This is a genomic window from Mesorhizobium sp. EU05-FHT14A09 (assembly GCF_058790995.1).
In genome coordinates this window covers 970,874-988,814 of record NZ_JBYTDF010000001.1, presented here as the reverse complement: position 1 = coordinate 988,814, position 17,941 = coordinate 970,874, and the positions used below count along the sequence as shown (strand labels likewise).

Annotated in this window: 21 protein-coding genes; 9 read left to right on the top strand and 12 right to left on the bottom strand. The window is 63.3% G+C overall.

Annotation, left to right across the window (positions count from 1 at the left end):
• Positions 1–3 precede the first annotated feature (3 nt).
• The 3 genes from kce to AC3WTO_RS04535 are packed head-to-tail and all read left to right on the top strand — an operon-like array spanning position 4 to position 2,478.
• On the top strand, positions 4–933 hold the full coding sequence (kce, locus tag AC3WTO_RS04545; protein ID WP_492459485.1) for a 3,5-dioxohexanoate:acetyl-CoA acetone transferase: 930 nt from the start codon (positions 4–6) through the stop codon (positions 931–933).
• Position 934: 1 nt separating this feature from the next.
• Positions 935–1,450: a GNAT family N-acetyltransferase gene (locus AC3WTO_RS04540; RefSeq protein WP_492459484.1), complete on the top strand. Its 516-nt coding sequence runs from the start codon at positions 935–937 to the stop codon at positions 1,448–1,450.
• On the top strand, positions 1,447–2,478 hold the full coding sequence (locus AC3WTO_RS04535; RefSeq protein WP_492459483.1) for a histone deacetylase family protein: 1,032 nt from the start codon (positions 1,447–1,449) through the stop codon (positions 2,476–2,478). Before AC3WTO_RS04540 ends, AC3WTO_RS04535 begins: the two co-directional genes overlap by 4 nt.
• A 33-nt stretch (positions 2,479–2,511) precedes the next feature.
• On the opposite strand, the gene AC3WTO_RS04530 is transcribed toward AC3WTO_RS04535, so the two are convergent.
• From AC3WTO_RS04530 to AC3WTO_RS04520, 3 genes are all read right to left on the bottom strand, one after another.
• Positions 2,512–3,774: a cysteine desulfurase-like protein gene (locus AC3WTO_RS04530; protein ID WP_492459482.1), complete on the bottom strand. Its 1,263-nt coding sequence runs from the start codon at positions 3,772–3,774 to the stop codon at positions 2,512–2,514.
• Positions 3,775–3,826: 52 nt separating this feature from the next.
• The gene (locus AC3WTO_RS04525; RefSeq protein ID WP_492459481.1) at positions 3,827–4,888 is read right to left on the bottom strand and encodes an aldo/keto reductase; all 1,062 of its coding nucleotides are present in this window, start codon (positions 4,886–4,888) and stop codon (positions 3,827–3,829) included.
• 126 nt (positions 4,889–5,014) lie between these two features.
• Complete coding sequence (locus AC3WTO_RS04520) at positions 5,015–5,476, bottom strand: hypothetical protein (protein ID WP_492459480.1); 462 nt, start codon at positions 5,474–5,476, stop codon at positions 5,015–5,017.
• A 294-nt stretch (positions 5,477–5,770) separates the two neighbouring features.
• Here AC3WTO_RS04520 and AC3WTO_RS04515 point away from each other — a divergent pair, with 294 nt between their 5' ends.
• Positions 5,771–5,935, top strand: a complete 165-nt coding sequence (locus tag AC3WTO_RS04515) for a hypothetical protein (protein WP_180882729.1) — start codon at positions 5,771–5,773, stop codon at positions 5,933–5,935.
• A 34-nt stretch (positions 5,936–5,969) separates the two neighbouring features.
• Here AC3WTO_RS04515 and AC3WTO_RS04510 read toward each other — a convergent pair whose 3' ends face one another.
• A complete protein-coding gene (locus AC3WTO_RS04510; RefSeq protein WP_492459479.1) occupies positions 5,970–6,488 on the bottom strand; it encodes a DUF1993 domain-containing protein in 519 nt (172 codons plus the stop codon).
• 127 nt (positions 6,489–6,615) lie between these two features.
• On the opposite strand from AC3WTO_RS04510, the gene AC3WTO_RS04505 reads away from it, so the two are divergent.
• Positions 6,616–7,650, top strand: a complete 1,035-nt coding sequence (locus AC3WTO_RS04505; protein WP_492459478.1) for a DUF1176 domain-containing protein — start codon at positions 6,616–6,618, stop codon at positions 7,648–7,650.
• Positions 7,651–7,669: 19 nt separating this feature from the next.
• Here AC3WTO_RS04505 and AC3WTO_RS04500 read toward each other — a convergent pair whose 3' ends face one another.
• Genes AC3WTO_RS04500 through AC3WTO_RS04470 form a run of 7 tightly spaced genes read right to left on the bottom strand, consistent with a single transcriptional unit; the run spans position 7,670 to position 14,006 of the window.
• Positions 7,670–8,590, bottom strand: a complete 921-nt coding sequence (locus tag AC3WTO_RS04500) for an alpha/beta hydrolase family protein (protein ID WP_492459477.1) — start codon at positions 8,588–8,590, stop codon at positions 7,670–7,672.
• Between the two features lie 32 nt (positions 8,591–8,622).
• Positions 8,623–10,239: an NTP transferase domain-containing protein gene (locus tag AC3WTO_RS04495; RefSeq protein WP_492459476.1), complete on the bottom strand. Its 1,617-nt coding sequence runs from the start codon at positions 10,237–10,239 to the stop codon at positions 8,623–8,625.
• Complete coding sequence (locus AC3WTO_RS04490; RefSeq protein ID WP_492459475.1) at positions 10,236–10,940, bottom strand: XdhC family protein; 705 nt, start codon at positions 10,938–10,940, stop codon at positions 10,236–10,238. Before AC3WTO_RS04490 ends, AC3WTO_RS04495 begins: the two co-directional genes overlap by 4 nt.
• Before the next feature lie 12 nt (positions 10,941–10,952).
• Positions 10,953–11,291: an XdhC family protein gene (locus AC3WTO_RS04485; RefSeq protein WP_492459474.1), complete on the bottom strand. Its 339-nt coding sequence runs from the start codon at positions 11,289–11,291 to the stop codon at positions 10,953–10,955.
• A gap of 22 nt (positions 11,292–11,313) precedes the next feature.
• The gene (locus AC3WTO_RS04480; protein ID WP_492459473.1) at positions 11,314–12,543 is read right to left on the bottom strand and encodes a vWA domain-containing protein; all 1,230 of its coding nucleotides are present in this window, start codon (positions 12,541–12,543) and stop codon (positions 11,314–11,316) included.
• A gap of 5 nt (positions 12,544–12,548) precedes the next feature.
• On the bottom strand, positions 12,549–13,481 hold the full coding sequence (locus AC3WTO_RS04475) for an AAA family ATPase (protein WP_492459472.1): 933 nt from the start codon (positions 13,479–13,481) through the stop codon (positions 12,549–12,551).
• 24 nt (positions 13,482–13,505) lie between these two features.
• Positions 13,506–14,006, bottom strand: coding sequence for a flavin reductase (locus AC3WTO_RS04470; RefSeq protein WP_492459471.1), 501 nt, complete (start codon positions 14,004–14,006; stop codon positions 13,506–13,508).
• A 171-nt stretch (positions 14,007–14,177) separates the two neighbouring features.
• On the opposite strand from AC3WTO_RS04470, the gene AC3WTO_RS04465 reads away from it, so the two are divergent.
• Together AC3WTO_RS04465 and AC3WTO_RS04460 are read left to right on the top strand one after the other, a co-directional pair.
• Positions 14,178–15,251 (top strand): branched-chain amino acid ABC transporter substrate-binding protein, encoded by a 1,074-nt coding sequence (locus AC3WTO_RS04465; protein WP_492459470.1) that lies wholly within the window; start codon positions 14,178–14,180, stop codon positions 15,249–15,251.
• Complete coding sequence (locus tag AC3WTO_RS04460) at positions 15,251–16,258, top strand: P1 family peptidase (RefSeq protein WP_492459469.1); 1,008 nt, start codon at positions 15,251–15,253, stop codon at positions 16,256–16,258. Before AC3WTO_RS04465 ends, AC3WTO_RS04460 begins: the two co-directional genes overlap by 1 nt.
• Positions 16,259–16,302: 44 nt before the next feature.
• On the opposite strand, the gene AC3WTO_RS04455 is transcribed toward AC3WTO_RS04460, so the two are convergent.
• Positions 16,303–16,557, bottom strand: a complete 255-nt coding sequence (locus AC3WTO_RS04455; protein ID WP_492459468.1) for a DUF2171 domain-containing protein — start codon at positions 16,555–16,557, stop codon at positions 16,303–16,305.
• Between the two features lie 80 nt (positions 16,558–16,637).
• Between AC3WTO_RS04455 and AC3WTO_RS04450 the strand changes: the two genes are divergently transcribed.
• Positions 16,638–17,363 carry a DUF2259 domain-containing protein gene (locus AC3WTO_RS04450; protein ID WP_492459467.1) on the top strand — a complete coding sequence of 242 codons (726 nt, stop codon included), beginning with the start codon at positions 16,638–16,640 and terminating at the stop codon, positions 17,361–17,363.
• A gap of 38 nt (positions 17,364–17,401) precedes the next feature.
• A complete protein-coding gene (locus AC3WTO_RS04445) occupies positions 17,402–17,887 on the top strand; it encodes a hypothetical protein (RefSeq protein ID WP_492459466.1) in 486 nt (161 codons plus the stop codon).
• The last annotated feature ends 54 nt before the right edge of the window (positions 17,888–17,941 follow it).

The following is a 17,941-nucleotide window of genomic DNA, read 5'->3' as shown; positions in this document are numbered from 1 at the left end:
CCCATGGCACCGAACAAAGTCATCATCACCTGCGCCATCACCGGTTCGGTGCATACGCCGACAATGTCGCAGCACCTGCCGGTCAAGCCGGACCAGATCGCGACGGACGCCATAGCTGCAGCAGAAGCCGGCGCCTCGATCCTGCATCTGCATGCGCGCGATCCACAGGACGGCCGCCCGACCGCCGATCCCGGCGTGTTCATGCAGTTCCTGCCCCGCATCAAGCAGGCGACAGATGCAGTGGTGAACATCACCACCGGCGGCTCTTCCCTGATGAGCCTGGACGAACGCCTGGCTGCACCTCTGCAGGCCCAGCCGGAAATGTGCTCGCTCAACATGGGGTCGATGAATTTCGCGCTATTCCCGATGCTCGACCGGCCTCGCGACTGGCAACACGAATGGGAACCGAAACTGCTTGAGGCAACCCGGCACACCATTTTCAAGAACACCTTCGCCGACATGGAGACCATCCTCGACAAGCTCGGCAAGGGTTGCGGTACGCGCTTCGAATTCGAATGCTATGATGTCGGGCACCTCTATTCCCTCGCCCATTTCCGCGACCGCGGGCTGGTGCAAGGGCCGCTGTTCATCCAGTTCGTTCTGGGCATTCTGGGCGGTATCGGTGCTGATCCTGAAAATCTGCTCCATATGAAGCGGATCGCCGACAAGCTGTTCGGCAGCGACTACAAATTCTCGGTGCTTGCGGCAGGCCGACAGCAGATGCCGCTGATTTCGATGGCCGCTGCCATGGGCGGCAATGTACGGGTCGGCCTGGAGGACAGCCTCTATGATGGTCGCGCGCTGGCACAATCCAATGCCGACCAGGTCAAGCGCATCCGCAAAATACTCGACGGCCTGTCGCTGGAGGTTGCAACGCCCGCCGAAGCACGCCAGATGCTCGCTCTCAAGGGTGGTGACCGGGTGGCATTCTGACATGAGCACGAAGCAGACAACCGTCGACATCCGGCCGGCAAGTGCCGAAGATGTCGACAATATTCACGCGGGCCTGCTGGGCATCGCCGAGACGGTCGGCGAATTGCAGAAGATGCGCTCGACGCCCGAGGACATTCGCCGCGATGGTTTCGGAGACGAGCCGCATTTCCAGGTCCTGATCGCAGAAATCGATTCAGAATTCGCCGGCATGTGTCTGTATTTCCCGATCTATTCGACATGGCGCGGGCGACCTGGGGCATTCGTCCAGGACCTTTTCGTCGCTGAGACGTTCCGCGGCAGAAAGGTCGGCGAGAAGCTGCTCCAACGTCTGGCGCGACAGGTAAATGACGCCGGTGGCGTCTACCTGGAACTCGCGGTCGACACCGGCAATGTTGGTGCGCAACGCTTCTACGAACGCATCGGTGTCGCTCATCAGGCTGACGATCAGGTCCACAGGATTATCGGTGATGCGTTCTTTGCCTTTGCCATGGCCAATGATTCCGAGGACGAGACGTGAGAGCCTTTTACGCCGACGAGCAGAAACGTCATGATCCCAATGCTTTTCTTTCCAGTGGCGCGCCGCAGCCCAATCCGGAACGGCCGGAACGTGTCGAGCGGCTGAAGGCCGGCGCGCTTGCCGCTGGCTGTTTGATCGAACGGCCACGCCAGCATGGACTTGGACCGGTCGCGGCCGTGCACACGCCCGAATATCTCGATTTCCTCGAACATATCTTCGAGCGCTGGCAGCGCATCGAGGGCGCTTCCGCGGAAGTGATCCCGAACATCCACCCGCTCGCGCGCACTGGATCCTACCCTGCCTCCGCCGTCGGTCAGGCCGGCTACCATATGGCCGACACCGCCTGCCCGATCTCGGCAGATACCTGGAACAGTGCGTTGTGGAGCGCGTGGAGCGCCGTGGACGCAGCTGAAACCGTACTTTCAGGCGAACCTGCGGCCTATGCAATCTGCCGGCCACCCGGCCATCACGCCTTCGCCGACGTCGCCGGCGGCTTCTGTTTCATCAACAATTCCGCTGTTGCCGCACAGGTGCTGCGCCGACAAGCGGCACGCGTGGCGATCCTCGACGTCGACCTGCATCACGGCAACGGCACGCAAGGGATCTTCTACGCACGCCCCGACATCCTCACGGTTTCGATCCATGCCGATCCCGTACGCTTCTATCCATTCTTCTGGGGGCATGCCGACGAGCGCGGCGAAGGCCCTGGTCTTGGCTACAACCTCAACCTGCCACTGGCCCGAAAATCTGGCGATGAGGCTTTCCTGGACGCACTGCATGCCGCCTTCCGCCGCATCGGCAGCTTTGCGCCGGATGCCCTGGTGATCGCGCTTGGTCTCGATGCCTTCGAAGGCGATCCATTCGGGGGCCTGTCGGTCTCGACACCTGGCTTTGCACGCATCGGCGAGGCGATCGCCAGGCTTGGCCTGCCAACGGTGATCGTGCAGGAAGGTGGCTACCTATGCGACGCGCTCGGCGCCAACCTGACCAGCTTCCTCGCCGGATTCGGCAGTAACCATCGGCGATAGGCAATCCCAGGCATCCGCATGGTGCCTGTGTAGTCAGCGCTGCTGCCGCAGCATGGCGATGATGCGGGTCACACTCTCCAGCGTCTCGCCGATCTCGTCTGCGGTGTTGTAGTGCGCGATGCCGATGCGGACGACGCCCTGGTCGGCGGGAATGCCAAGCTGGTGGACGATCTCCCAGGCGTAGTTGTGTCCCGACCACAGGAAGATGCCCTCGGCATTCAGCGGCCTGACGATGCTTTCCGGGGTGATGCCCTCAACGGTGAAGGAAACCGTCGGCACCCGCTCATGCACGCGTGCCCCGTCGGTGATGCCGTGAATGGTGAGGCCGTTGATTGCGGAAAGCCCGTCGATCAGTTGTCGTGCCAGCGTGTTTTCATAGGCGATGCACGCGCCGAACGCAGCCGCGAGTTTCTGACGCCGAGACCCTGTCGAGCCCGCCGCCTGCCCCAGCCGTTCGAAATGCCCGACCGCCGCAGTCAATCCCGCCATAAGCTCGATCTGCGGCGTGCCGAGTTCGAAGCGCTCCGGCAAACCGTTGGAAGAACACCGGCATTTGTAGGGTCGCAAGGTGTCGATCACCGCACGCCTGCCCCACAGGATGCCCATATGCGGACCGAAGAACTTGTAAGCGGAGCAGGCCAGGAAGTCGCAGCCGATTTCGACGACATCGACAAGCCCGTGCGGCGCGAACTGAACGGCGTCGACATAGACCAGCGCGCCTGCGTCTTTCGCGATCCGGGTGAGTTCCCGCACCCGGTTGATCGAACCGGTGAGATTGGAGGCATAGTTCAACGCCACCAGCCGCGTTCGGTCGCTGAGAAGCGCGGACAGGGCTGCCGGCTCGACCTGCCAGCTTTCCTGGTCGAAAGGCAGCCAGCGTACAACAAGGCCGCGATCCTCCGCCAGTTGCAGCCAGGGTGAAACATTGCCTTCGTGGTCCATGCGGGTGAGAATGATTTCGTCGCCCGGCGCGAAATCGCGACCAAGCGTGCGCGACATATGATAGGTCAGCGTCGTCATATTGGCGCCGATGACGATCTCCTCGGCCGTTTCCGCTCCGAGGAAATCCGCCATCGCGGCATGGGCGTCGTCCACAACCACCTGGGCAGCCAGCGTCGTCTCGAAGAAGCCGCCGAGATTGGCATTGGTGTTCAGGAGGCACAGCGACACCGCATCGGCAACCGATTTCGGCACTTGTGTGCCCGCCGGATTGTCGAGATAGATGCGTCGGCGACCGTTGTTGGTCAGCGAAAGCGCAGGAAATGCAGCCCGTACGGCCCCGATCGGAAAATCCATCCTGTCCTCGCTCAGTTTGTCCGTCCCTCATGCGGCATGGGCAGAAGTCCGGCTAGGGACAGGGATTGCCGACACGCTGATGCACGGCATCGACCGCCTTCTGCATCTCTTCCGTCCAGACCACATCGGCGCAGCCGAGCGCCGTCTCGAGCTGGGCAATGCTGGTGGCACCGACAATGCTCGATGTCACGAAAGGCCGGCTTGCCACATAGGCACCGGCGAACAGTGCCGGCTCCATGCCGAAAGAACGTGCCAGCTCATTGTACTCCAGCAGCGCTTCGGCGGCGTTCGGTGTCTCGTAGCGCTGGCCGCGATTGAAAAGCTGCGAGCGCGAACCCGCCGGGCGCGCGCCATGGTCGTATTTGCCGGTGAGATAACCTTGCGCCAATGGCGAATAGGCAAGCAGGGAGACGTCCTCGCGGGCGCAGGCCTCGGCTAGGTTCACCTCGAACGTCCGGTTGACGAGATTGTAGGCATTCTGCAGCGAGACGACCCGGGGTCCAGCGCCCCTGTCGCTTTCAGCCAGGAAACGCATCACGCCCCAGGAACTCTCATTCGAGAGCCCGAAATGGCGGATCTTGCCAGCCTTCACCAGCTCATCGAAGACAGCCAGCGTCTCACCGATCGGTGTCTCCTCGCCGCCGGGAGAATCCCCGCGCGGTGGCGTACCGCCAATGCGCGTGGGATTGGCGCCCCACGGCACATCGCGGTCCGGCCAGTGGATCTGGTAAAGGTCGACATGATCGGTGCCAAGCTTGGCCAGTGACTTGTCGATGGCGTCAAAAATGTCGGCGCGGACCAGCTTGGAGGAACGCCCACCACGGAACCATTCGCTAGCGGTACGGCCCACCACCTTGGTGGCCAGCACGACCTTGTCGCGATTGCCGCGCGCCTTCAGCCAGCTGCCGATGATCGTCTCGGTGCGCCCCTGCGTCTCTGCCTTGGGCGGGATCGGATAGAGTTCAGCGGTGTCGATGAAATTGACGCCGCGCGCGAAGGCCATGTCCATCTGCGCATGCCCTACGGCTTCGGTGTTCTGCTGGCCCCAGGTCATGGAACCCAGGCAGATCTTTGAAACGAAAAGATCTGTCCGACCGAGACGGCGTTTCTGCATTTTTGCTCCGGAATGGGTTTTGACGCGGTGATGGCGCGGCACGCTGGATGGAAACCCAGCATAGGCAAGCCCGGCTCCCTGGCCAAGCCCCGCAAGACTTCAACAGAACGATCGAAACAGGCAGCCCTAGCGGCGGCGCGTAGCGGCCAGGGCTTTCTTCTTGGCGTCGTCGATCAGCATGTTCGCCACCTGCATGCGGATCATGGCGCGCTGCCTCAGATGCGGCGCCACCCGGTCCGGATGGTTGGCGAAGGCGAAATCGCGGCGCAGGCGCGCGAGATCGGCCGCCTTCGCGATACGACCAAGGCCGAGTTCCGACGCGATAGCGTCGGGATCGATCGGCGGCAGGATTTCTTCCGGCTTGGGATGCTCGTCGGCCAGAACGATGCGGGCCTGGTCGAGCATCGCCGAGAACTCGGCGGCAAGATCGGCGCCACTCTCGCGATATTCGGCTGCGACAGCTTCACCCGCCACCTTGATACGGCCGGAATGCAGCTCGTCGACGACGGAGAGATAGTCGAAGGGAATGGTCGGCTTCGCGCCGGCCTCGTCCGCTTCTCCAGAAGCGACAAAGAGGTCGTCGAGCAAGGAAGCGAAATCCCGCTTGGCTCCGGTAGCGATGTCAGCCTCCCAGCGATGCGCGCCAACGTGCGCGGACGATACATCCGGCGCGTTAAGAATGCATGCCATTGGCGACGGGATTTTTAGCGGCCGGCGCGTCATGCCGAAATATCTGCCGGGATGGTCCTCATACGTTATCCGGCGGGCTGCGACATATTGTGCGTCGCAACATAAAACCGACCGATGTGGCCATGCTGCACTGCAACAATGGTTATGAATCACCTATATAGGGGATGGGAGGATCAACCGGAGCCAAGAACCATGGGGTTCTTCACCGAGATGTTCGCCCGTCCGCGCCCGCAGGAGCAGGTGCGTTATCGCGCCTCGCTGGCCCTCATCTATGCGATGAGCCGTGCCGACCGCGCCGAGGCTGGCATCAAGCCGGCGGATTTTCCGCGCATCGCCCGTATCCCCGCGCTTCGCTGACCGCCGACGCGCGTGTCGGCGCGTTGGTCTGTCCTCAGGCGCGTTGTTGCCCGCCGCCGATGAAGGTGATCTTGCCCAACGGCACGCCATTGTGGCGCAGGATGTCGTAGGCGGTGGTGACGTGGAAATAGAAGTTGGGCATGGCGAAGTGCAGCAGATACTGCAGGCCAGGCATTGAAAGCTGCCGGCCGCCAAGCCTGAGCTCGATCGTCTTTTCCTCCGATCCGGCAATATCCTGCGCGGTGAACGTCGCCAGGTAATCCGTGGTGCGGCCGATGCGGGCATGCAGGTCGTCGAAAGTCTGCTCGTCGTCCTCGAAGCGCGGCGCATCCCGTCCTGCCAGTCTCGAACTCGCTCCCTTGGCGTGGTCGGTCGCGATCTGCACCTGTCGGGTCAGCGGATACATGTCGGGTGCAAGGCGGGCCAAAAGGAAGACCTCGGGGTCGATCTTGCGTTCCGCCGCATTCTGTTCGGCAGCGTTCAACACCCCAGCCAGCGCCTTCAGCCTGGCCTGGAACACCGCGATCGACGCGTCATACATGGATATCGCCATGATCATTCTCCCTGTTGCCCGAAACGAGACGTAGCGCTCTCGACGACGATTCTTCAAGTGTCGACGAGCCGTCACGCGCCTGCCTCATTCGCCACGGATGCTTGTCGCGTCGAGTGGAGATTCTCCGATGAAAAGCGCCCTTTTCGCCGCGACCGCAACTGTCGGCCTCGTCCTACTCAGTCAGGCCGCACGAGCCGCCGAGCCGCCCTATCTCGATGACCGCACCGATGCCGCCGCGGTTATCCGCTCGCTCTACAATGCCATCAGCCGCCACGAATATGCCCGTGCCTGGGACTATTTCGGCGACACCAAACCCACCAAGGATTTCGACAGCTTCGCCAAAGGCTATGACGGCACCGAATCGGTCGAAGTCCTGACCGGCAGTGCCGGCAGCGAAGGTGCAGCCGGCAGCATCTACTACACCATTCCGGTCGCCATCCGCGCCGTCAACAAGGCCGGCAACGGCAAGGTGTTTGCCGGCTGCTACACGCTGCGCCAGGTCAATGCCGAAGTCCAGGCGCCGCCGTTCAGTCCTATTCGCATCGAGAAGGGTGCACTGGAACCCTCCGACAAGGATATCAAACAAGCGCTGCCGGAAAGCTGTGGCGACAACAGCCCTGCAATTCCGAAGCAGGATGCGGAACTAGAGTTGGCGAAAAAGGCTTTTCTCGCGACTTATGCCGACACATGCCGGGGGAACAACGTTGAAGGGCAGCCACTCGGCACCCCTACGGTTTACAAAATCGGCTCCGAAGATCAGCCGGACAAAGAAGTGCGTCTAATCCGGTTTTTGTGTTCAATGGGCGCGTACAACGAACTTTCCGTCTTCTACCTGTCGCAAGCCGGACGGGGTTTCACGCCCTTGCAGTTCGTTGAACCCGAGCTCGATATCCGTCATCAAAACAACGACACGGATAGCAAGGTCGAACACATCGGCATCACCGGGTTTCGCTCGGTCGATGAACTCTACAACGCCAAATACAACGAAGAAACGCTGACGCTTGTTGCGCACAACAGATGGCGCGGCATGGACGACGCGTCCTCCACAGGCACTTACCTTTTCCGCGACGGCGCGTTCGTGCTGGTGCAATACGATGTCGATGCGTCTTACGATGACAAGGCCAATCCGGAGACTGTGCTCGACTACAACACCGCGCCCTGACTGCCGACGAAATCGCGGGTCACTTGGCGCGCGACAGCATCCAGTTCAGCGTCTCGCGCCAATCGGTCATGCGGATCGGGGTGCCGTGCGTTCCCGTCTCGAAACGCACGAAACGGGTCGGATAAGCCTTTGACTTGGCGAGGATCGAACGGAAGAAGGCTTCTTGGTTTTCGACCGGGAAGACCGGATCCTTGCTGCCTTGCCCGAAAAACACCGGTACGCGCCGCTTGAAGGCGGGGCTGGCGAAGAAACTCTCGTCCCACAACGAGCCTAGCAACAGCAACCCGTCGATGCGGTTGCCGGTGTCGGCGCGGCCGGCCAGTTTCCAGCACAGCGCGCCGCCCATCGAGCCGCAGGCAACGAAGATCTTCGCGCCCGGCGAACGCTCGGCGTAATAACCGATCAGCGCGGCCACCTGCCCCGCACCCTTGTCGCCGAAATCGGTGAAATCCGGCGACAGATAGAGGCCGCCATTGTTGGCCATCAGGTTCTTGAGGCGATTGAAGTTGCCGCCGAAGGTGAAATCGTCGACGCCCTGCTTGCGGCTGCCCCCTTGCCCATGCAGGTAAAGCACGATGATGGCCGCGTTCTCCGCCTTGCCGACCGCGACATGACGCAGTGTGCCGGCATCGAGCTTCAGCGCCAGATCCTGCTGCACGCCGCGCACCTCGGTCGAGGTGTATTGCGGACGCACCCGCCGCTCCGGCACCGCATCGCGTTCATTGATGTCGCGCATCTCGCGATAGTCAACGACGCGATAGACGTCGCCCTTCTCGGTCGAAAGGATGCCCGGATAGGCAAACAGCTCATCCTTGAACGGCTTCAGCGTTTGCGCCTCGGCGAAAACCGCTGTCGAGGTCGAAAACAGCAGCAATGCCAGCGGCAAACGAAGCGTCCGCGCAAGGCCGGAGATGAAAGAGAAGAAGATGGTGGCGTTCATGCCAGAGGGTTGCTTTGCGGCAGGCCCTCTTGTCAATCCTGCAACACGCCGCCGGCGTCCGCCAGCGCCTCGCGGGTGTCGACATCGACGAAGGCCGCCGCACCGATCTCGACGTCGATGACGTCCAGCCCCTCAGCCTCGACCAGGTGGCGCGCGCCGGTATCGCCCTCGAGATGACCGACGGCGTCAAAGAGCGAGCGCGGCAGGATCACCGGATTGCCGCGCCGGCCATCATGCGAGGCCCGCACCACCGAACGGCCACCGGACGCGCGGAAGGCGGCGATCACCCGATCGAGATCCACGGCAGAGACGCCCGGCATATCGCCGAGAAGCACCAGCACGCCGGCTGCGTCATCGGCAAGCGCCGAGACACCGGCCTTCAGCGAGGTCGACAGTCCCTCGGCGAAATGCGGATTTCCGACAAAGTCCAGCTTGAGACTGGCAAGCGCGTTCTTCACCCGCTCGTCCTGGTGACCGGTGACGACGATAACGCCATTCGCCTTCGATGCCAGCGCGCGCTCCGCGCTCTGCCGCACCAGCGGCTTGCCGTCGAAAAGCGCGAGGAGCTTGTTCGGTCCGCCCATGCGGCTGGAGCGGCCAGCCGCCAGCAGCACGACCGGAACCTTCAGCGCCACTGCCCTGCCGGGAGCCAGTTCGCGTGGCTGCGGCCGGGTCGGAATTTCCATCAAAAGCCCGCCGACGCCCATGCCGGCGATGTCCTCATTGGTGACCGGGATCCCGGTCACCAGCCGATCCAGCACCCAGTCGAAGCCATTCAGCTTCGGGCTGCGCGCGCAGCCTGGCGCGCCGAGCACAGGCTTGCCGTGCCGCTCGCCGAGCACAAAAAGATTGCCGGGATCGACGGGCATTCCGGAGCGGTGAACGATGCCGCCGGAAGCGCGGATGGCCGCCGGAATGACATCCTCGTCGGGATCGCTCATCGCCGAAGCGCCGAACACCAGCACCATGTCGCTGGCAGTGGCAAGTTGCTCGATGGCGCGCGCAACGTCCGGCGCGGCGTGGGCTGTGCGCAGTTCACCCGAGATCGTGCTGCCGGTGCGACCGAGGCGCTCCTCGGTAACCTGAAGGGTCTTGTCCAGCACGCTGGTCTTGATCGACGGCAACACGGTCTGCACCACCCCGACCCTGAGGGGCTTGTAGGGGTGCATGCGGAAAGCTTCCCGGCCTCGTGCCAGTTCCAGCGCGCGCTGCAGCACGCTTTCAGAAACAGCGAAGGGGATGATCTTGATTGTTGCCACCATCTGCCCCTCCATCATCGGCGCGAAGGGCGGCATGGTGGCGATGGTGATGTCGGGATCGACCAGGTTGATGGCATCGACCAACTGCCTGTCGACCGTGAAGACGCCGGAGACGGTGGCGTGGAGATTGACGCGGCCGGTGGCGGCGGGTTTGGCCTCGATGCCGGCGAAGGAAAGCCCGGAAGCCAACCGTTCGGCTGCGGCGTTCTCCTCGACGTCATCGGCGGCAAGCACCGCGACGATGACCTCCTTCAGGCCGGACGCCTGCATTGCCGCGATGTCTTCGGCGGACAACACGCGCGCCTTGCGCAAGCGCCTGTCGCCGACCACCGTCGAATGCGCCAGGATGGCACCCTCGGCTTCCTGCAGCGGCACCGGACCAAATTTCACGCTGCTTCACCCTTGCGCTGAAGACCGCGCGAGCGGAAGGCGTTGATGACTTCGGCGAGCACCGCCACCGCAATTTCGGCAGGACTCGCCGCGCCGATGTCGACACCGATCGGCGCATGGATGCGTCCGATGTCCTCGGCGCCGGCGCCCAGGCCCAGCAGACGCTCGACACGCCCAGCGTGCGTCTTGCGGCTGCCGAGCGCGCCGACATAGAAGCAGCGCGCATCGAGCGCCGCCTTCAGTGCGAAATCGTCGATCTTGGGATCATGGGTGACGGCAGCGAGCGCGGTGTAACCATCGAGCGGCTGCCGTGCCAGCACGTCCTGCGGCCAGTCGGCATGGAGCGGCACATCCGGAAAGCGATCCGGCGTGGCGAAGGCGGTGCGCGGATCGATGATCTCGACCGGATAACCGGCGATCCTGGCCATCGGCGCAAGCGCCTGGCTGATATGGACGGCGCCGATCACCACAAGGCGCGGCTGCGGCAGATGGGCGTTGAGGAAGAAGGTGCGGCCCTCGGCATCGACTGAACCGGAAAGTCCGGTGCGGAAGGCACGTTCGACGGCAGTACCGAGGTCTCCAGCAACCCTATCGCCCTCGCGCACGACGCGGTCGCGCCCGTCGCCGAGATCAGTCACCAGCACTGCTGCGCGTCGCGCGCGGCGCTCGGCGTTCAGTGTCTTGAGAGCGTAGGGGTCCATCGCGCCTTGCCTCTATCCCAGCCGCTCGACATAGACCTTGATGCGCCCGCCGCAGGAAAGGCCGACCTGCCATGCGGTCTCGTCGGCGACGCCGAATTCGAGCATCCTGGCCTTGCCGGAACCGATGACGTCCAGCGCCTCGGCGACCACTGCGCCTTCGACACAGCCGCCGGATACCGAGCCGTGGAAATTGCCGTCCGCGTCGATCACCAGATGGCTGCCGGCCTGGCGCGGCGCCGAGCCCCAGGTTTCGACGACCGTAGCGATGGCGACGTCCTTGCCATTCTTCATCCAGTCCTCCGCGATCAGCAACGGATCGCGGGCCTCGTCGAGATAGGCGCTGTTCAACATGGCCATTCCTCCAGACATTTCGCTAGGCCGCCCTAGCCGTGACGGCATCGAGCCAGCGGCGCGGATCGTTGTCGCGCATCGGGCTTCGACCGAGCGACACGCAAAGATCGGCAAGCGCGTTCAGATTGTGCACGGGCCGGAACTCGTCGACATGCGGCAGCATCGCACGCACGCCGCGCGCCCGCGCCTCGAAACCGTCGAAGCGCAGCAGCGGGTTCAGCCAGATCAGGCGACGGCAGGACTTGCGCAGACGGTCCATCTCGCTGGCGAGCCCGTCGACATAGTCGCGCTCCAACCCGTCGGTGATCAGGAGCACCACCGCGCCCTGCCCGAGTACACGCCGCGACCACAGTCGGTTGAATTCGGCGAGCGTCTCGCCGATGCGGGTGCCGCCCGACCAGTCCTTGACGGCGGCGGAAGCGTCCGCCAGCGCCTGGTCGGGATCGCGATGCCGCATCTGGCGCGTCAGGTTGGTCAGCCGCGTGCCGAACACGAAGGCGTGCACGCGCCGCCGCTTTTCTGTCAGCGCATGCAGGAAATGCAGGAAGATGCGCGTGTACTGGCTCATCGAGCCCGAAATATCAGCCAGCACCACCAGCGGCGGGTGAATCTCCCGCGGCGACCGGAATTTCGGCAGGATCAGCGCTCCGCCGGTCCGCGCCGATGCCCGCATCATGGCGCGGGGATCGATGCGCCGGCCGGACGCATCGGCCTTGAAGCGCCGCGTCGTCACCATGTCAATCGGCAGGCGCAGCTCCGAGATTGCCCTGCGGGCGTCGCTCAGCTCTGCCGCGCTCATCTGCGCGAAATCCTTGCCGCGCAGCATCTCGTTGCCTGAAACGGTGAAACGTGCGTCGATCTCGATGTCGGGAATCTCGCGCGGCGGCGCCGCGTTCTGGTGTCCTTCGAACATCGCATCGCTGACCCGGCTTTCGGCAGCGCGCGGCTTCTGCCGCTCCCGATTCTCCAGCGCCACCGGCGAGAACATGGCAAGCAGCTTCTCGACGAGCTCACGCGACTTCCAGAACAGCCGAAATGCCTCGTCGAAGGTGGCATGATCCTCGTGGCGGGTGACGAGCACCGCATGCAGCGTCCAGTAGAAGTCGTCTCGGCTGCCGATCCCGGCCGTGAGCACCGCCTCGATGGCATCTTTCACCGACGCAGGCCCGACCCGCATGCCCGCCTTGCGCAAGGCGCGCGCGAAATAGACGATGTTGTCAGCGATCCGGCCCTCCGGCTGGCTGCCCGTCATCCCAACTACTCCGCGGCCGAGGCGAGTTCCGCCTGGACCTCCTGGAGAATGCGCCTGCCCTCGCCCTGTTCGATGCGGGCAATGTCGTCCTGGTATTTGAGCAGGACACCGATCGTGTCGGACACGGTCTCCGGGTCGAGCGCCACCTTGTCGAGCTCCGTCAACGCGCCGGCCCAGTCGATGGTTTCCGCCACACCCGGCGCCTTGAACAATTCGATCTGCCTCAGCTTCTGGATGAAGGCGACGACTTCGGCCGACAGTCGCCGGTTGGCACCGGGCACCTTGCGCCTGACGATCTCCAGCTCGCGTGCCGCATTCGGATAGTCGACCCAGTGATAGAGACAGCGCCGCTTCAGGGCATCGTGGATTTCACGGGTGCGGTTGGTGGTGATGATAACGATCGGCGGCTCTTCGGCCTTGATCGTGCCGAGTTCGGGCACCGTCACCTGGAAGTCGGACAGGATTTCCAGGAGAAAGGCCTCGAAAGCCTCGTCGGTACGATCGAGCTCGTCGATCAGAAAGATCGGCGCAGCCCCTGCCTTACCGGTCAGCGCATCGAGCACGGGGCGACGGATCAGGTATTTTTCCGAGAAGACGTTGCGTTCCATGGTCGAGCGTTCGACCTTGCCTGCCGCCTCTTCCATGCGGATCTCGATCATCTGGGCGGCATAATTCCATTCATAGACCGCCGAGGAGACGTCGAGGCCCTCATAGCACTGGAGACGGATCAGGCGACGCCCGAGCGCCGACGCCAGCACCTTGGCGATCTCGGTCTTGCCGACGCCGGCCTCGCCTTCGAGGAACAGCGGTCGCTTCATGCGCAGCGACAGGAACAGCACCGTCGCCAGTGACCGGTCGGCCACGTAGTCCGCGCCGGTCAGGAGATCGAGCGTTTCGTCGATCGTCGCCGGCGCGGGGCGCGGTGTCAGCTCGGTCATTCTGGCTCCGTGAATGCCCGCGACCTAGTCCTGCAGGATGCGGTAGCCGCGGTCGTGATAGATCAGCGGCTTCAAATTATCGCCGATGCGCAGGCCTGTCACCTTGCCAAAAAGCACACGATGCGTGGCCAAGTCCTTGGTATCGAACAATTCGCAGTCGAAAACCGCAAGCGCGTCGGACAGCGTTGGGGCACCCGTCGAGATCGTATCCCACTGCCCGAGCGCAAAGCGCTCTTCGAGGGAAAGACCGGTTATCCCCGAAAAGCCGGCCGACAATGGCTGATGGTGCGAAGACAAGGTGTTCAACGCGAAATTGCCGTTCTGGACAAAGGCCTCGTTCTTCGGATTGACCCGGTTGAGGCATACCAGCACCATCGGCGGGGTATCCGATACCGAACAGGCGGCGATGACGGTAGCGCCACGCCTGCCGGCGACACCATCGGTGGTGATCACGTGGACATGACCAGCAAAATGGCTCATCGCGTCGCGATAGGCCTGCGGCTCGACATCGTTCTTCATCAACACGGGCGATTTTCCAGACACCAAACCCTTGTCGCTATATATGGCCGTATCCTGCGTCCGACAAGCGAAGTGGTTGATGCAGCCTGTGAAATTGCCTTGTTGCACCAGAAGCTGCCAGCCTTTAGGTCTGGATCGACTCCGGTTCGGAAACCGATGGGGGAGCAGTTTTTCGGTATGCGACTGCCGCACGCACTTATAGGCCTGCTTGGCGGACTGCTTTTGACAGGCGCTGCCGCTGCTGCGCCTCTCATGATCGGCGTCGCCGCACCGCTGACCGGCCCGTCAGCGATCCTTGGCAGGCAGATTGAAGCTGGCGCGCAGCTGGGTGCCGGCACCCGTGGCATAGAAACCACCGTTGTCGACGACAAATGCACGGCGGAGGGTGGCGCTGCTGCGGCTGCGCAGTTCGTTTCGGCCAAAGTCGATGTGGTCGTCGGCTTCCTCTGCACCGAAGCGATCGAAGCGGCGATGCCGATCCTGAAACAGGCCGGCATACCGGTCATAACGCCTGGGGTTCGCAGCGAAGCTCTCACCGACCGACGCGCCAGGACCGGCTGGCCGGTGTTCCGGCTGGGACCGCGTGGCGACGCCGAACGGGACGCCGCGGGCACCATCCTCTCCAGGCTGTGGCGCAATGCATCCTTTGCCGTCGTCGACGATGGCACCATCTACGGACGCGAGATCGCGGAGGCGGTGCGTGTCGCGGCGCAGCAGGCAGCACTGAAGCCCGTGTTCACCGACACGTTCCGCCCTGAACTCGACAATCAGGTCGGCCTGGTCGGACGCCTGCGCAAGGCCGGTGCGGACGCCGTCTTTGTTGGCGGTGATGGCCGCGACGTCGCCATCATGGCACGCGACGCGGCCAAGCTGGGCTCCGCACTGGTGTTCGCAGGCGGCGAGGCGCTGCGCGCGGCTGCAAGCGATGTACCTTACGCGACCGACACCCTGATGATTGCCATGCCGGAATGGGCGGATGTCGCCGACAGGAAGGCGCTCGACCTTTTCTCCGTCGCCAAGGTACTGCCCGAAGGCTACGCATTGCCCGCCTTTGCCGCCGTCGAAATCGCGGACGCGGCCAGGAAAGCGTCCGAGTCCGGCGGCAAGCCATTGGCGACGACCTTGTCGGGCACTGCTTTCGCGACGTCGATTGGTCCCATCACCTTCGACGCGAAAGGTGACCTGGCGCAGAACCCCTATCGCGCCTTCCGTTTCGACGGCACGCGTTTCATGCCTCTCGAGGAGCAATGATGATCCGTACCGGCCGACGCAACCTGATCACCGATGTCGCCGGTCTGCGCGTCGGCAATGCGGGCGACGCCAGGCTGAAATCGGGGACCACCGTTCTGGTGTGCGACGAGCCGGCCATCGCCGGCGTCCAGGTGCTTGGCGGAGCGCCGGGCACGCGCGAAACCGATCTGCTCGAGCCGCACAATTCGGTTGAAACCATCAATGCCCTGGTGCTTTCGGGCGGTTCCGCCTTCGGGCTCGATGCCGCCTCCGGCGTGCAGGCGGCACTGCGCGAACTTGGCATCGGCTTCGAGGTCGCGGGTTTTCGCGTCCCCATCGTGCCGGCAGCCATCCTGTTCGATCTTCCCAACAATGGCGACAAGGACTGGGGCCGTTATCCGCCCTATCGCGAGTTTGGACATGAAGCGACTTTGTCTGCTTCCGCTGATTTCGAGATCGGTACCACCGGTGCGGGCATCGGCGCCCTGACATCCGGTTTGAAAGGCGGCCTTGGCTCCGCATCGACCCTGCTGGAAAGCGGCATCACCATCGGCGCCCTCGTCGCCGCCAATCCGACCGGTTCGGTGACGGTCGGCCGCAGCCGCCATTTCTGGGCGGCTCCTTTCGAGATCGGCGATGAATTCGGCGGACTGGGCTATCCTGCCCCCCTGCCCGAGGACAGCCGGCAGATCCGGCTGAAGTTCCGCGACAATCCGGTCGGCGCCAACACCACCATCGCCATCATCGCCACGGACGCTGTCCTGACCAAGGCTGCGGCCAAACGGCTGGCGATCGCCGCCCATGACGGCTTCACGCGCGCCATCTGGCCGACACACACGCCAGTGGATGGAGACCTCGTCTTTGGCCTCGCGACGGGCAAGAGTGGTACCGTGCCGTCGCCGGTCGAAGCCATCGACCTTTATGCCGCGGCCGGCGCCACCATGGCGCGCGCGATCGCCCGCGCGGTGTTCAACGCCACGCCGGACGAAGGAGATCTCTTTCCGTCATGGTCAAAGCTGTTCGGCTGATGGATACTGCCGGCCCGGCTGCCGACAGCTTTGTAGCTGACCGATCAGGTCGGATCGGACTTTTCTTCCTCGAACATCACCGCGACGTCGGAATTCGCCGACAGCCAGACCTTGTTGCCCTGAACTTCCGCGAAAAGGCTGAGGGGAATGTAGTGGTGATGTCCTCTGTGAGAGCCTTCACCGCTGTCCGCCTTGGTCAGCTTGATGCGTTTGCCCTCGATCTTGTCGACGGTGCCGATATGGGTACCATCTGCGCCAACGACTTCCATATGCTCGCGAATCTTGCTGACGTCGGTCATGGCCACTCTCCCGTGAAAGTTGCGTAGAATAACCCAAGCCACCCCAACTGGATGTATCATCAAACCAATCGGGAGAACACATGACCAATCTGATGACTTCGGCATTCGCGCTCGCCCTTGTCCTGGCAAACCCGGTCGCCGCTATGGCCGGCGACGTCGCGCAGCTGCAAATTCTCGGTTTCAGCAAGGGCGGGGCCATCTTCGCATTCGAAGAGTACGGCGTTCAGGATGGTTCCGGGTTCCCCTACGCCAACCGCTACTACATCGACACCGCAACCGACGCCTTCGTCAAAGGCACACCGGTCCGCGTGCGGCTCGACGACGAGAGCGCGACACTGCAGGCTGCCCGCAGCAAAGCGCGTGAACAGGGCGAAGCCTTCGTGAAGCAGGCTGAGCTCGAAGCCAATCCCGGTTTCACGGCCGGAAGCAATCCGGTGACGGAGCTCTCCGCGGATCCGCAGCGCATGGTCGTAAACCCGCGCCCGGTCTTTCCCGCGATCGACGAGCCGCTCGAATTTCGGCTGAACGAGTTCGCACTGAATGGCGACGATGTCTGCGCCAGCCAGGGCGAAACCAAGGGCTTTCGTCTGTCGCGCATCGACGCAAGCCCTAACGGCATGACGAAACTTCTGCATGACGACAAATCCATCCCCAAAAGCCGCGGCTGCCCGAGTGGCTATGGCATCGGGGCGGTGCAGACTTACGGCGGCGACGGCCTCTCGGCCTATGCCGTGCTGATCTGGACACGCGGCTATGGTTTTGAAGGACCGGATTACCGCTGGATTGCCGTGACCGGACGGCTGTGACCGCTGCGGCCCAATCGACGTCAACGCCTGGCGCAACTGTGAGGCGCCTGCGTCTGGCTCTTCCCACAGGGCGCCTTGCCGTTGTCGGCAGCCTTGTCTGGGGCCTTCTGATGGGAGCAAGCGCCTATGCCAGGCTATGGAATGGCGCCTGGCAGCTGCCGGACGGCATCCTGGCGGTGGTGACGTTGTTTGCCGCGGGAGGAGCCATCGCCTTTCCCCTTGGTCTCTACGGCGCACGCCTCATAGCCCTTGACCGTTCCGGTGAAGTTGCTTTTGCAGCCATTTTTGTATGCCTGCTCGCCGCGACGCTTGGCGTGACCGGCGGCCTCTACGCGCTGCAATACCGCAGCTATTATGCCGAGTGGCACGGTACGCCCTTCAGTATGCGCTGGTTCTTCCAGTTCGCCTTCACCAGCGCCGGCGCGCTTTATCAGTTCGCCATCCTCGGCATCCGCTTCTATTTTCCGCTCGGCTTCGTCGCGCTGTTTGCCGCTGCGCTGTGGTTTGTCCGTCAGCCGCGTTGAGCATTTTCTCCTGCTCTGTTAGGACGCGGCGTAAGTTTTCCCGAGACATCAGGA